At 45.1% G+C, this 15,361-nt stretch carries 10 protein-coding genes; 1 reads left to right on the forward strand and 9 read right to left on the reverse strand.

Features of this window, described 5'->3' with window-relative positions; all coding sequences use genetic code 11:
* Nucleotides 1-6: 6 nt before the first annotated feature.
* On the forward strand, nucleotides 7-90 hold the full coding sequence (locus EDM21_RS25535; RefSeq protein ID WP_338043979.1) for an IS3 family transposase: 84 nt from the start codon (nucleotides 7-9) through the stop codon (nucleotides 88-90).
* 101 nt (nucleotides 91-191) lie between these two features.
* On the opposite strand, the gene EDM21_RS13235 is transcribed toward EDM21_RS25535, so the two are convergent.
* From EDM21_RS13235 to EDM21_RS25540, 9 genes are all read right to left on the reverse strand, one after another.
* Nucleotides 192-5,963 (reverse strand): NACHT domain-containing protein, encoded by a 5,772-nt coding sequence (locus EDM21_RS13235; RefSeq protein ID WP_157336201.1) that lies wholly within the window; start codon nucleotides 5,961-5,963, stop codon nucleotides 192-194.
* A gap of 1,062 nt (nucleotides 5,964-7,025) precedes the next feature.
* Complete coding sequence (locus EDM21_RS13240) at nucleotides 7,026-7,922, reverse strand: hypothetical protein (protein ID WP_157336524.1); 897 nt, start codon at nucleotides 7,920-7,922, stop codon at nucleotides 7,026-7,028.
* Nucleotides 7,923-7,954: 32 nt separating this feature from the next.
* Nucleotides 7,955-8,674 (reverse strand): hypothetical protein, encoded by a 720-nt coding sequence (locus EDM21_RS13245; protein WP_157336203.1) that lies wholly within the window; start codon nucleotides 8,672-8,674, stop codon nucleotides 7,955-7,957.
* Nucleotides 8,671-9,171: a VanZ family protein gene (locus tag EDM21_RS13250; protein ID WP_235918178.1), complete on the reverse strand. Its 501-nt coding sequence runs from the start codon at nucleotides 9,169-9,171 to the stop codon at nucleotides 8,671-8,673. The genes EDM21_RS13245 and EDM21_RS13250 overlap by 4 nt, the downstream gene beginning before the upstream one ends.
* A gap of 13 nt (nucleotides 9,172-9,184) precedes the next feature.
* The gene (gene tuaD / locus EDM21_RS13255; protein WP_068774102.1) at nucleotides 9,185-10,537 is read right to left on the reverse strand and encodes a UDP-glucose 6-dehydrogenase TuaD; all 1,353 of its coding nucleotides are present in this window, start codon (nucleotides 10,535-10,537) and stop codon (nucleotides 9,185-9,187) included.
* Nucleotides 10,538-11,449, reverse strand: coding sequence for a UTP--glucose-1-phosphate uridylyltransferase GalU (gene galU / locus EDM21_RS13260; RefSeq protein ID WP_068774101.1), 912 nt, complete (start codon nucleotides 11,447-11,449; stop codon nucleotides 10,538-10,540). It lies immediately after the preceding gene.
* A 23-nt stretch (nucleotides 11,450-11,472) separates the two neighbouring features.
* Nucleotides 11,473-12,714, reverse strand: a complete 1,242-nt coding sequence (locus EDM21_RS13265) for a DegT/DnrJ/EryC1/StrS family aminotransferase (protein ID WP_157336204.1) — start codon at nucleotides 12,712-12,714, stop codon at nucleotides 11,473-11,475.
* Between the two features lie 188 nt (nucleotides 12,715-12,902).
* On the reverse strand, nucleotides 12,903-13,544 hold the full coding sequence (locus tag EDM21_RS13270) for an acetyltransferase (protein WP_157336205.1): 642 nt from the start codon (nucleotides 13,542-13,544) through the stop codon (nucleotides 12,903-12,905).
* A complete protein-coding gene (locus EDM21_RS25540; RefSeq protein WP_420850660.1) occupies nucleotides 13,541-15,334 on the reverse strand; it encodes a sugar transferase in 1,794 nt (597 codons plus the stop codon). Before EDM21_RS25540 ends, EDM21_RS13270 begins: the two co-directional genes overlap by 4 nt.
* Nucleotides 15,335-15,361: the final 27 nt, after the last annotated feature.

Here is a 15,361-nt window from a genome sequence, read left to right on the forward strand (position 1 = left end):
GAATTCATTTATTTTTACAACGAAGACCGGGCACAACGTAAACTAAACAAGCTGACTCCGGTTGAGTACCGAAGCCAGCTTGTTGCCTGAGGCTTTTTCTGATGTCCACTAAAAGGGGTCTTGACCACATGGATTGAGGCAGGAGTTTTTCCTCGATAAGTTGCTTCTAATAAGATCAACTTCTTAAAGTTTTATTTTCCCAATCTCACAGTGAATCGTTTTGCTTCTCTGCCAAAAAGCTTACATATTTCTTCATACACAACTCTTTTAACTTTAACTTCTGAACCAATCACATAAGGAACTCGATAACTGCCTGTATCAACATCATCAAAACATACTTCCCACTTTGAATACTTCACCACGACTTCACCTTTGCTATCTATACCCACTATTCCTTCACCATTATCTGTAATATTAATTCCGAGAATATTCAGAACTTCTCCCCTAATACTTAGATAATCATATGGTCTAAATGTTAAATAAATATCCTCCTGAAACTTAAGATCGGTAGCGATTAATAGTGGTACTCTCCTCAGATCATCAAATTGTCCAAGTACATAGTTCTCATCATATAGCCTGTACTCTTTATTGAGTTTCAGTAAAGGAACAACATCCTCTTCATCTGTAAATCCTACACCTGAAATGATGATTGTTGAATCTGTATTCTCTCCATAATTATTCTTATGCCTTTCTCTTTTACTATACCAACGTTCATAGTATGCTAATGTAACCCACTCTTGGGGATTTACATCATTTATCGAGTCGTTAATTTCTTCAGGCGTAGCAATATCCGATGGACGAGGAATAATTGAATTGCAATTGGCAATTATATACTCTATATCATCAATCAATATTTCATACATTTCTTCTTCAATCATACTATAGAATGGATGTCCTACGAATCCATTGATAAACGCTTCTATTTCACGACTAATATGTTTCATGAATATATCGTAAAAATATACATTTGGCACAAGAACGCTATATGAACTGTCGTATATGATATCTTGAAGGTTTTCTTGTGTATACTTATCGGTTATTTCAAGAAAATAATTCTTAGCAATATTACCAATATCAACGCCTCTATCTCTTATCAAAGCAAACCTATTATCCGACTTAATTAATAATCCTATGAAATAATTAATTTTGTCTTCTCCACCATCATATGAGTGAACATACTCTTCATAATTTCTTTCACTTTTCAGACCAGTAATATTCCTAATCAAGTAGTCTACAGTGCCATTATCAGTGGGGTAAACACTTAGTATTTCATCTAGTAAAGTGTTTTCATGCAACTCTTCTTTAGTAAACCACTTTCTAATAAGCCACAATAAAACAATTAATGAGTAGTCAATAAACAGATCCTTTTTTTCAATATAATGCTTGAAAGATTTTATAAAACATATACGATACTCTGGCTGCTCTAACAATTTGTCTATTGAAGAAATAATCCACTTATAACGATTTGCCTCGCCATATTTTAGTCGAGTAAGTAATAGGAACATTACTTTTTCTTTAGAGGAGAGTTCTTTAGACTTTTTAACTATTTCCTCAGAGTTATAATCATATTGTCCTGAAAGTCTAAAATTTATTATCTCAAACAACGACTCCCAATACTGAATTATCAATTCACCATCATATCCAATTGCCGTTAATGCATTTATTATTTTATCTCCTACTGTCAGATTATAGTCAACCGAATAAAGATTATTATAGAAATACTCAAAAAAATGCTCTTCAGTAACTTCTCTATCATATTCTACTGCTTTAATATAAAACGCTGTTTCTGTCAATCTATGATACCACCCATCTTTGTGATTCAGAAACATCGATACATAAATATAAGCCATAACTCCTGAATCTAAAGATAAAGCATCAATAACTCTAAGTATTCTTTCTCTATTTTTATCATCGCTCCTTCTATCATATGTGTGCTTTATTAGATTACTAATAAACATTTTTGAGTCTTTGTTTAACTCATGAATCGACTGCATGTATAAATAAAGTCCTTGAATTTCACTTTCCTTTAATCCAAAGTTAACAATATACTCAAGTATTTCCTCAAGAGACATTACATCAAAACTTGAATACCTCACATGTTTATCGTAACTAATTTTATTTATTTTACCTTTATCATAATTTATATTTGTACGACCTAATTTAACTTTAGAATTAAATTCTACATTTAAATCATCGCAAAGTCTTTCTATTTCCTCATAATCATCTTCATAGATTCCATTTGGATATCTATTCAGTAATTCCCTTATGGAAAGTCTAGCCATTTCCATTTGAGAATTGGTAATTAGAACACGTATGTTGTTTAAGTAACTACGAATAGTACTCGAGCTCACTTCATTAGGTCTCGTCCTGAAAAGAGCATTTTCTATCATTGGGTCTACTTCACTATTCATAGTTTCTAAAAGGCTATCTAAACTTTCTTCCAAAATCCAATAGTTTCGAGAGTCTAATAGTTCATAACTCAGATGTGTTAGAGCAATGTCTCTGTTAGTTCTAGCTAAAACTTCGAACCACTCTTTTTGATAAGTCTTTGTACTTCTACCATCAGTATGATATACAACAGCATCGGCCAGCGGCTTAAGTCTTAAGATATTCTGAATACCAATTTCCTCATCAATTTTATAAATGCTTTCTACGCTATCGATCAGCCGACTAAGTGTACGATCCTTTCTAAATGAATAAGACAATAAATACTCTACACCTCTACGGAATTCAACTTTTGCTCTATCTAACCTTCCACTCTTCGCAAGGATAATCGCGTGTTTCAAATTATAATCAGCCAAGTATGAATAAAATCTTCGTTTATCCTCATCGCCTATTTTATCTTCAAATATTGCTGTTAGAATTTCGCAGTTTGTATCATTTGCTATTTCTAAGAACAGGTCGAAGAGTTTGTATGTTGGTAATGGACCACCAGTAGAACCATTTAGCATAGTCATAGTTTTACTTGACATCTCAGCAATTAAACCAAGTATTGTACGCCATGTAGATTCATTTGAGACTAATTCAAGCGGGGATACTATTGACTTAAATATAATTGTCTCATATTTGTACAAATCACAAGTACGGGGCTCGCCTTTGAAGCATTCCATATCCTTGGTCAACCACGAATATGCATCTATTAGTCTAGAATCATCAATCGCCTCAGTTTCCCCTATTTCAACAATTACTTTACTCACTTCATACACAAATATGAGCCAATTATAATACCAGTTTCTATTTTCAGCAGATTTAACAAACTCAATTAATTTATCTGAATGGTTTGTAATAATCCATTCAATGTTACTATAATAGTAATCTAGCGCAATTAAAGTCTCATCAGAGTATGAATCTGAGTTTAATAATTTTTCAAGTGCAGTATCAAGATATTGCTCGTCAATGACATACTCACCGAAAAATACATCTAAACTCTTTATCCAATGTTCTTGTTCTTGAAGTTGATTTACCATTTCTTTTAATTCTTCAACTAGTCCCCTTCTTGAATATTCAGTAATTATTACATCTCTGTGATCATACGCGCCTTCAACTGCAGCTTTTTCAATCTTATCAAACATGTTTCGGTCAGTATCTAAACATGCACAAATAAAGTATTTATACTCTTCTAATCGCTCATCATGACTCTTTCGTTCTACTTGATTTGATTTATTTGATTCTATGAATAACTTGATATACTCATCCCATTCAGGAATTACTTTGTTTACAGAGCAGAGATAGCAAACTTTTAATCCTTCAGTGCAACTTAGTGCGTTTCGTCCTTCATAGACTAAAATGTATTTAAGTTGTTCGAATCCATTAATAAGGCCAAGTGCATGATAATAATACTGCGAATTTTCATCAAATGAATATTCTAGACTGTAAATCATATTGCTCAATTCAGTACATATAATTACGGCACCATAGTCCTTAACCTTGCAGGAAGTCTTCATTAAAATCTCAAAATTGCCTTTTAGGGAATTAATGTTATTACCATAGATAACGCTGTCAACAACAAATTCCTTATTGCAGTATTCTAGAACTTCATCATATCGTTTCGACTCAAAGAGAAGTACAAGTAAATTAAGATACGACTTTCTATCTTCATAGAAGCCTCTATCTTTTAACCAGTCTATTAAGTATGAATAAATGGCTTTATCTATACTAACTTGATTTTTTTCTAGTAATTCAAGAATATATCTCCTAAAACTCTCATGATAAATTATGTAACCACCAGAACAACGATTGTACGATAATATACTTCTGATAACCTCTAAACTTTCAGAGACATATGCACCTAAATAAGTAATCTCTTTAAGTTCAGATTCTGTTAATGGAAATGGAGAACCAGCCAAGATTTGTGGCACCCTTTGACTTTCAGAGAGTTTTGTCATTAAAAATAAATAGTAATTTTCCAAATTGTTATTATAAGCTGGGAATCCTTCAATCAATTCTCTTGTTATCGTAACATGACTGTATTTAGATAATTCGTTCACCAAATACGTTAAATAAAGTGGATTCCCTGAACTTTTTTCAATCAATAAATCCGATAACTTGCTGTGGTAACCCAGTTCAACATCTGTTAGTCCATTATTAGTTATAAACTCTTTTACTTCACCAATATTCCATGGCTTTACAGAAAACTCCTTAAAGCCATGATCGCAAAAGTTAATAACCTCAGTAACTGGCTGAGATGCTAGAACAACTTTTACGTTGTCAGGAAATACCAAGCGTGAGATTACTTCCACAATTTCAGTGTCAATTTGTTTCATTATTTCTTTATGAAAATTATATATTCTACCAATGTGATCTAATCCATCGACAATTAATACTACTTCTTCTTGTATATGATTAATTAATACCTGTAATTCATCAAAATCCACCCCATATTTGGAAGGCTTACATGACTCCAGGTATGGAAATAGCTCAATAATGTCATTAATCAAATTTGCTAAAAATACATTTATAGTTATTCTTTCTTTTTCATATAAGTCATCAATCCCTGTATAACAATAATGCCGAACAACCTTAATGTCTTGTTCATCGAGAAAGTCTATAAAGTTTTGAATGAACCAAGACTTTCCTGATCCAGGTTCCCCAAGTAGAACTACTTTATTGTTAATTAATACGAACTGCTTGAAATCATGATAATGTGTTGAATTCAGTACATTAATTTCTCTATCAATCTTAAAACTCTGCTCGATGTTTCCGTAATTCTTCATCAGGCCGAGATCAAAAATCACTTTAGTTAGTTCAATGACTTCACCTCTCGCACGCAGTCCTTTAATGATATAGATCAAATTCATGGCCACATCAATTACTGACTTCTTGTCATTGGGAAATTTTCCAACACCAAAGAGCCTCAGACTCTTAATAACCAAATTCTCTAAATCTCCGGGATTAGCAAAATCTGTACTTGACTTCGGAAGATTCACTTCAATAGTTAAGTCATTAATAAAGTTCTCAAATTCCCTTCTATCAATCTCTGTGGATTTCCCTCTTAATCGCCGCCACGACGAATTAGGAATTCCATCTGAAGGCCATATTTTCTCAAGATTAATTTTTAGTATCTTAACATCATTACTTTGATAAATATTAATAATGTCTTGCTCTACCAAAAAATCAAGATCTTGAGAATCCTCAAGTAGTTCCCATGCTAAACAAATCCTAATATCAATATTCTTGTCTTGAGGCAACTCTTGCCATGATCTAAATAATGTATCTAGGGCTAAATCATATTTTTCAGAAGACAAATCTGCTTTCTTAAATATTTTACTTTCGCTATATTTAACCTGTCTCTTCATTATTGAATTACTTGTAATAATCGTCAGATCATCAAACTTATCATTTTCAGATTCCTTTTGATCAACCTTGAATATGGGACTATCATCAGTTAATAACATATTTATAAAATGATACGCCGTTAATAAATCTTGATATTCATATCCTTTGTGTGCATCTAATAAACTCATAATTCCACCCTCTATCAAATTTTCACATAGCAGAACCGCTCTTACTTATGATACGTCAATAATTAATTCCTATATTAATGAAATTCCTCAAAAAAAAAGATATAGTCTATTTTAAAACACTTTTTTACGCATTAATGATGAATTTTACTTTTCTAATATGCTTGGTCTCCAAAACATAACAATAGAATCGTTCATCATCAACGACCTCCATAGTACTTCTCGTCCCATCTATCAAACCCCAAACAATTTCATCAGAACAATTTTCTACATCCATTGTACCATATTTTAACATTCTCCTTTTCATATCGAATAATTCTATATAGATTCGTACAGAGCTTCATGAAAATCAGAAATTCACAACAACCATTAGTATTCGACCAGATTCTTTTAAAAAACCTATTCATACATGAAGAAGGATCTGCCTAAGCAGAGCTTGAGTACATAAAATAGTACGCATTATGTTTGACATCCAAATCGTCATAAGTTATATAATAGAGTTAGGGAAAGATTTCACCCCACATACTAGGTTTGCATAACTTAATCAAATAAATATTTATAGCAGTAGATAAATCGCGGGAGGACCGGATTATCTTGTGTGCTCTATAGCACATTGGATATCCGGTCCTTTTTTCGTTCTTGTGTTTACAGTCCATCTTCCCTAACACAATATGAAAAGGAGGGCTAAACTTGAAAACGAAGACCAACAAAGTTTCAAAATTCACAGTGAGGCAAGCTCTATATCGATGTGCGAAAAGCTGCCAAGAACACCACAACAACTAGACCTTCCTCAAGCTGATGAAAAGGCAAATTAGAAGAACAGAAGGTATAATCCCAATCTCCCCTGTCAAGTATGGTTATAAACATAAACTTGACTGGAGAGATCTAAATGTCAAAATCACGTTATAGGGAGCCTGCTTTTTCTTTAAGACCATCTGCGAGACGCACTCCACATGTGTGGAGTACGGAAACAAGATCTCGATCAATACTCTCTCTCTCCTATCAGTTATAAACTCCACAACAAAAAAACCGGCAACGCGTATAGCGTTACCGGTCTCACTAATCTTACTTCACAATAGAGTCAAGCAACATGCGGCCTGCCTCCATTTGGCTATCATACTCACGCTGGTACTCTTTCAGAATATCTGTGCTGAAGCCCTCGCTCTGCAGCGCATTCTCCGTGCTGTTCACTATATCTCTAAAGTCGGATACGCACTGAGCAAATCGTCCCGATGCTTCTTTATAAAGCGTCGACTTCTCATGGGTGGTTTGCGCCCCGGCAAACTGGAACGCATAGCCCATCAAATCTCTCTGGCAAGCGGATTTCAATGCCTGCAATTGGCGTACGGTTTCTTTATTGATGGAATCATACCGCTTATCACGATCCGCACCATTGTTGTTGCCATTGCCATTGCCGTTGTTGCCATTATTACCGTTGTTGCCGTTGCCGTTACTGTTACCGTTGCCGTTTCCGTTTCCGTTTCCATTTCCATTTCCATTTCCATTTCCATTTCCATTATTGCCTTTGTCTTTGTCCTTGTCCTGGCCATTTCCGTTATTGCCGCCGCTGTTGTGATCCTTGCCACCGGTGCCTGTGCCGCCACCCGGTTGACCACCGTTACCCGGCTGATTAGAGCCTTGTCCCGGTTCCTTATCAGGAGCAGGGGTCGGAGTCGGCTTTGTTGGTGTTGGCGTAGGTACCGGCGGCGTTGGTGTTGGTGCAGGTGTCGGCTTTGTCGGCGTCGGTGTTGGTTTCGGTGCCGGAACGGACGGACCATTCCCGTTCAGAATGGGGAATAAGAAATCATTAAAAAATCCCCATACATGATTAGCGAACTGGTCGAGATCGACACGAATCCCATAAGCTTCGACTTGCTTGGCACTGGCCTGTCCGGACGGAATCGCCGGAGACATTAGGCCCACAATCAGAACTGCCGCAAGTGCTTTATTCCGAATTTTCATCATTTCACTCTCCATTTGTGGACGATTTCAAATTATTCCTGTTTCTGCTCTTGAAGAGATTTCTGATAGCTTTTGCCCTTGCTAAGGCCATATTTGCTTGCAATGGCGATAAGCTCGTCATACTCTTCTTGAGACAGTTTGGTCAGAATAATCTCCTTCGCCTTTTTCTTTTCTTCGCGTGACACGCCATCTCTCAGCAAGTGACTTAACTGCTTCATGTCGCTTGGGTTCAGCCTTTTCACCATGACGGAGACTACTTTCGCCCGCTCGGTCCAGGAAATTTCCCCGCTCACCTTCTCCGCCTGATCGGCGGAAATGGATGCGCGGTCACTGCCGCTTCCTGCCGTTTTGCCGGAATCGCTTGAAGATGCTGACCGCCCCTTGTCCTCCTCACGGGAGGACGCCGAAGCCGGTGGGGTCTGCCCTGACGGCGCTCCATTCTGGTCCACACGATCTTTCGCCGGGCTTGCTGGATCGGCTGATGTAATCGGTGGAGCGTGTGAAGACGGCGCATCACCAGCAGCCTCAGCTCCATGCTCAGGCGGAATTTGCGAAGCGGAAGATCCCGGATCTGATGAAACGGACGACGCACCTTCCTTCTCCGCTTGCCGGGCATTTGAAGTTTCCAGCGCCTCCGAAACAGCAGAGCGCAGCACCTGCTCCGAGATCCGGTCCACGGCTATTCGCCCGGCCACTACGAGAACAAGTAAGCTAAGGCATGTCCACAGTACAATGCGGTACGTTCTGCTCATAAGTCGGCATTCCACCTCCTGGACGAGAATCGTCTGCGTACGAACCGGCTCCCCCATGGTACTACCCATACGGCTGCCCCAAGCCCCACTATGCCGCCTGCTGTATCGAGAACGACATCCTGTATTGCGCTGGTACGCATTGCTGCAGCCGATTGCACCCATTCATCGCAAAGCGCGATGGCCGTAACATACAGCAGAGAGATGATGAACATACACGGCCTCTTCATCCCATGTGGATAAAGGGCCGCATAAGCAAACAAGGCCAACACCGCGTAGACAACCAAATGCGCCGTTTTGCGGAATAAAAATTCAACGAACCGGTACGGTTCCGACTGCGAATCAATCACAGCCCGGCTATAACGAACCGTTACATCCGGTATATAAGCATGGATCTCCTCCTTTGGGACAAGTTTATGCAGAAAAGGCTGTATGCTCTGCTCGCGGAACGTTTGTTGGGACAAATCGAAGACGAGCAGCGTCCACAGCAATACAGGCAAGAGCCAGATCCCCTTATAGAGAAAGGGTTTGAGATTCCACGGCATGGATGCTTCCCACCGTAACAGCCGGACGGCCGACCGAGTAATAGTTGAAGCCTTCGTCCGCCATCTTCTGAGTCGTGAAGCAGTTGCGTCCATCGACCATGACCGGTGCTTTCAGCAGTTCTTTGACACGGGTCAGATCCATCTCTACGATTTCACTCCACTCTGTTAGAATCAGGCAGGCGTCGCAATCCTCCAACGTTTCCTCTATGCTGCCGAAATCCTCGTAATATTCCGCAATTTGATTGCGGGCGGCCTGTCTCGCGATTGGATCAAAGGCGCGCACGGATGCTCCCTGATTGACGAGTTCCGGAATGATCGTAAGAGAAGGCGCATAGCGCATATCGTCCGTGTTCGGTTTAAAAGAAAGACCCAGCACACCGATCCGCTTCCCTTGCAGGCTTCCAAGCGCTTCTCTCAGCTTGTTCACGACGACAAAACGCTGTTCGTCATTTGCCGTAATCACGGATTTCAGCAGATTGAAATCAAATCCCGCCTCCTCGGCAATGTAAGACAGCGCGAACGTATCTTTAGGGAAGCAGCTTCCCCCATAACCGATACCGGCCTGGAGGAACTTGCCCCCGATCCGGCTGTCAAGGCCCATTCCGGCGGAAACCGCGGTTACATCGGCCCCTACACGCTCACACACGTTAGCGATTCCGTTGATAAACGATATTTTGGTCGCCAGGAAGGCGTTGGCCGCATATTTGATCATTTCCGCGCTTTCGAGATTGGTCTGGAAAATACGGGTACGGAACGGCGCGTGCAGCTCCGCGATTCTTTTGGCTGCCTCGTCGCTTGTCGCACCGATTACCGCCCGCTCCATGTTCATGCAATCTTCGATAGCCGAGCCTTCCCGCAGAAATTCCGGGTTCGAAACGACGTCGAATTTCACAAACCGGTTTTTGCGGTTTTCTTTAATAATTTGTTCGACCGCTCTCCCTGTTCCTACAGGCACAGTGCTTTTGTTTACGATAATTTTGTAACGGTTCAAATGCTGACCGATGGTCCGCGCAACCTCATGCACATAGCGCATGTCGGCTTCACCGCTTTCTCCCATAGGAGTCCCGACCGCTATATAAATGATATCCGACGCTTCAATGGCATCCCCGATTTCGGAGGTGAAGAACAAGCGCTCGGCTTCGATATTTTTCTCGACCAATTCTTTGAGACCCGGCTCATAAATCGGAATTTCACCTTTGCGGAGCATGGCAATCTTGAATGGATCCACGTCACAGCAGATGACCCGGTTGCCGATATCGGCAAAACAAGTACCCGACACGAGACCGACATAACCACTACCCACAACCGTAATTTTTTCCATCTATTTCGCCACCTTATTAATCGTATTGTGAACCGCAGCATACTGCTCGTGAACGGATTGAATATAGCCAAGCAAATCCTGTTTGAGGTCTTCTCTCTGCAGGGCAAAATCCAGTGTCGCTTTGATAAAACCGAACTTGTCGCCGACATCGTACCGGACTCCGGAGAAATTATAAGCCACGACTGGCTTCTGCTCGTTAAGCTTGCGGATTGCATCGGTCAGCTGGATTTCTCCCCCCGCTCCGGGTGCCTGATTCTCCAGAATTTCAAAAATTTCCGGCGTCAGCACGTAGCGTCCCATGATCGCATGGTTCGACGGCGCCGCTTTGCGTGACGGTTTCTCCACCAGTGTCTCCAGGAAGAAGACATCCGGTTCGATCGATGAACCTCTCGGGGCAATAACACCGTACTTCGATACATCCTCATCACTGACGCGCTGCACTCCGACAACGGATGATGAATAGCGGGAATGAATGCGCAGCAGCTGCTTCAGGCACGGTTCTTCCGACTGCACGATATCGTCACCGAGAAGAACGGCAAACGGCTCATTGCCGACGAAACTGCGGGCGCACCAGATGGCGTGTCCGAGACCTTTCGGTTCTTTTTGCCGGATGTAATGAATGTTCGCCATATCGGAGATCGCCTGAATCTGTTTCAGTTCCTCATGCTTCCCTTTCTTGTCCAGCGTTTCTTCGAGTTCGAACGACTTGTCGAAATGATCTTCAATCGCACGTTTGCCGCGCCCGCTAATAATCAGAATGTCTTCAATGCCGGACGCAATCGCTTCTTCAATAATGTACTGGATGGTCGGTTTATCAACGATCGGGAGCATTTCCTTCGGTTGGGCCTTCGTAGCGGGCAAGAAACGGGTCCCGAGACCTGCCGCCGGAATTATCGCTTTACGTACTTTCATGATTCATCCCTCCTTAGTTGTCGTTACTTCTTCAAAGCGTCCTTCAGTATATCAATCACAAGATTCTGTTCCTGCTGCGTCAGGCTGGAGCCCGATGGGAGGCACAGCCCTTGAGCGAACAAACGCTCAGACACGCTTGCGCCCTCTTCGTCATGCGGATAATAATCGCAGTGACGGTACAGAGGCTGCAGGTGCATCGGCTTCCATACCGGACGGGATTCGATATTCTCGGCTGACAGCCTCGCGATGAGATCCTGCGTCGACACGCCTGCCTGGGCAAAGTCGACCGTGAGCGCCGTCAGCCAGCGGGTCGAGCGCCCGTAAGGCGCTTCCGGCATGAAGGCCACGCCTTCGATGCCGCCAAGCGCGCGCTCGTAGCGCTCGAAGACAGCCCGGCGCGCGTTCACGCGCTCATCCAGCACCCGCAGCTGGCCCCGGCCTACACCGGCGAGAATATTGCTCAGCCGGTAATTGTAGCCGAGCTCGCTGTGCTCGTAATGAGGGGCCGCGTCCCGTGCCTGGGTAGCCCAGAAGCGCGCTTTCTCCAGCGCTTCCGTATCATTGGAGACGAGCATGCCGCCTCCCGAAGTTGTAATAATCTTGTTGCCGTTGAACGAATAGACACCGAACCGGCCAAGTGTGCCGCTTGCCCTGCCATCGCAGGTGGCCCCGAGTGATTCGGCTGCATCTTCCACAACCGGCACCCCGTAGGCATCCAGCAGTTCGAGCAGGGGCAGCATGTCCGCGCTCTGTCCGTACAGGTTCACGATAATGGCCGCTTTGGGAAGGCGCCCCTCCCGCTTCATATCGGCCAAAGCCCGCTCTAATGCGGCGGAAGACATGTTCCATGTCGCTTCATCCGAGTCGATGAGTACAGGCTCCGCGCCTTGGTAGACGATCGGGTTGACGCTCGCGACGAACGTCAGCGACGAGCAGAGCACCCGGTCGCCGGGACCGACACCGAGCAGGCGCAGCGCCTGATGGATGGCGGCCGTGCCGGAGCTGAGCGCAACCGCGCCCTGCGTGCCCACATAATCCGCCAGCTCCGCCTCAAAAGCGTCGACGTTCGGTCCGAGCGGAGCGATCCAGTTCGTCTCGAACGCCTCCCGGACGAAAATTTGCTCTTCCGCTCCGATATGGGGAGGGGATAACAGGATCCGGCTGCGGATGCCTTGCGGCCTAGGCTCAGTTGGATTCGGTTGATCGAGCTCCCTGGTTACCGTACTGCTGTGCAGCGGATGTTGATTATCGAGTTGAATGGCCATGTCAAGCCTCCCTTTGTTATGTAACGAGTGTCATTTATCTGGTTTGCAGCGGCAGGCAGGAACTGCGGGATTCACCCGTTAATCCCCGTTTAAGCACGTGCTCGCTCAGTCGTATGAACAGCCTCTAATAAAATCGTTTGTTACTCGCCCTGTCACTCAGTTGCTTAGTCACTTAGTCGATTTGCCGCTCAATCGTTCCGTCCCTTGATCACCACGGCCGGCACACCTACCGCCGTGCAGCGGCCCGGGATGTCGCGCACCGCCACGGCTCCGGCGCCAAGCAGGCTCCAGGCGCCGATGGAGAGCCCCTGGATGACGGCTGCGCCGATGCCCACGTGGGCGCCTTCATACACCGTGACGCCGCCGGCGAGCGCACTGCCGGGCGACAAATGCGCATAGCTGCCCACGACGCAGTCGTGCTCCACGATGGCGCACGTATTCACAATGCCGTGCGCGCCGATGCTCGCTCCGGCATTAATGACCGCGCCCGGCATAACGACCGTGCCGGGCGCAAGTCTCGCCTCCGTGCTCACGACCGCACGGGGGTGGATCAGCAGCGCGAAGCGTTCGGGCGCTGCCTGCAGCGCCTCCGCCACCTTCCGGCGGATGGTGTTGCTGCCGATGGCGACGAAGACATCCATGCCGTCGTCTTCCCGGAGCATGTGCCGGGCCAGTTTAACCGGCCCCCGCAGCAGGCCGTCCGTACCCGGCCCGGCTTCCTCGTAGCGGTCGTCGAGGACGGCGGTCAGTTCATAGCGGTGCTCGCTAAGCGCCACATCGCGGACGACCTTGGCATGTCCGCCGTCACCGATCAGGATGAGACGCCTCATGGCGTGCTTCCGTATCCGGTACTCGCATTGCCGGTATATTTGGTCGTCGTAGCCTGACCTTCCTGGGACACGCCTTCTTTGCGGACTACCTTGACGGCCGTAAGCATCAAGATCTTCGCATACAGCTTCAGTGAGCGGTTATCTACATACCACACATCGAGTTTGAATTTCTCTTCCCACGAAATCGCATTGCGTCCGTTGACCTGCGCCCACCCCGTTATCCCGGGACGAACCCAGTGACGGCGTTTCTGCTCATCCGTATACAGCTCCAGATATTCCATCAACAGCGGGCGTGGGCCGACCAGACTCATGTCCCCTTTGATCACATTGAGCAGCTGGGGAATTTCGTCCAGGCTCAGTTTTCGCAGCAGCTTGCCGAAAGCAGTCAGCCTCACCTCATCGGGAAATAAATTTCCCGAACGGTCCCGCTTGTCTGTCATTGTCCGGAATTTGTACACATGGAAAGCTTTGCCGAGCTTACCGGGCCGCTTCTGCTTGAACAAGACGGGCGAGCCCAGCTTAAGCCGGACAAGCAGTGCGACCAGTGCATAAACCGGCAGCAGCAGAAGCGCGAGTGGAAGCGCGATGGCAAGATCTGCCGTCCGCTGCCCGGCGCGCTGCATCCAGCCCCCTAACCGCGACCTCCCGCAGCGTCCCGCACGCAGCTCGCCGTACATTCTTTGGAGACGGCCGACCACGTGCTGTTCCGTGAACTCGGCCTCTATTCTTCTGCGCCCCCCGTCACCGAGAGTTCTGCGCAGTCTGTCGTCCGCCAGAAGCGCAGCATAAGCGTCCGCCAGTGCAGCCGTACTCTTGTAAGGAACCAGCAACCCGGTTTCGTTATGCTTCACAAGTTCTCTCGTGCCGAGGACATCACTTGCCACGACTGGTTTGGAGAAGGCCATAGCTTCCATCAGAAAACGCGGGATGCCTTCTTTTTCCGAAGTGAGAGTAACGATATCCGCCATCTTGAGGAAGGAGTACAGATCCGGACGGTGCCCGATCAGAAGCACCTCTTTCTGCAAATCCAGCTCTTTAATCCGGGCCAGAATTTCCTTCTCGAGGGGTCCTTTGCCTGCCATCAGGCAGATGAAATCTTCATTTCCCCGCTTCTTGAGCAAGGCCAGTGCTTCGAGCAGGAAGTTAGGGTCCTTGACGGGCTCTAATCTGGCTCCCATCAGGAGAACCGTCTTATGCTCCGGGATACCGTAAATGCGCTTAAGCTCTAGAAGATCGGCCGGAGTCACCTTCGCAGCAGCCCCGTCCAGTTTCGCCAGGTCAACGCCGTTGCCTTCGTAATACACGACCTTATGCCGATTGAGATCCTGCAGCTTCCCGATATCTTCATGATTCTGGGAGGCAAGAGCATCGCAGAAGTAAGTTCCGATTGTCTCCAGCGTCCGGTAAATGCGGTAAACACCGGCCGCCTGTCCCTCATAGAAGGGCAGTCCGTGACTCGTGTGCATAATAACGGGCGTACCGGCAAGCCATGCGCCTATCCGGCCGATGATGCCCGCTTTGGCAGTGTGGGTATGCACGATATCGTAGCCCTCCTGCTTAATGAGGCGGCGCATGGCGAGAATCGATCTGAAATCCTGGGCCGGGCGGATCTTGCGGTTCATGTTAATAAAGCGGAGGCCGAGCCCGTAACCTTTCATCGACTGTTCATCGTATCCTTCCGGCGACGAGATGATATGGACTTCGTGACCCGCCTCTTTCAGAACCGCCATTTTATCCGCCAAAATTTTATGCGAAATTCCTGACGTGCATATATGCGCAATTTTGCTCAAAACGAAGCCCTCCTTTCTCCATCTGGA

Origin of the sequence: Paenibacillus lutrae, assembly GCF_009757775.1 — a bacterium.
In the GTDB taxonomy this organism is placed as follows: domain Bacteria; phylum Bacillota; class Bacilli; order Paenibacillales; family NBRC-103111; genus Paenibacillus_F; species Paenibacillus_F lutrae.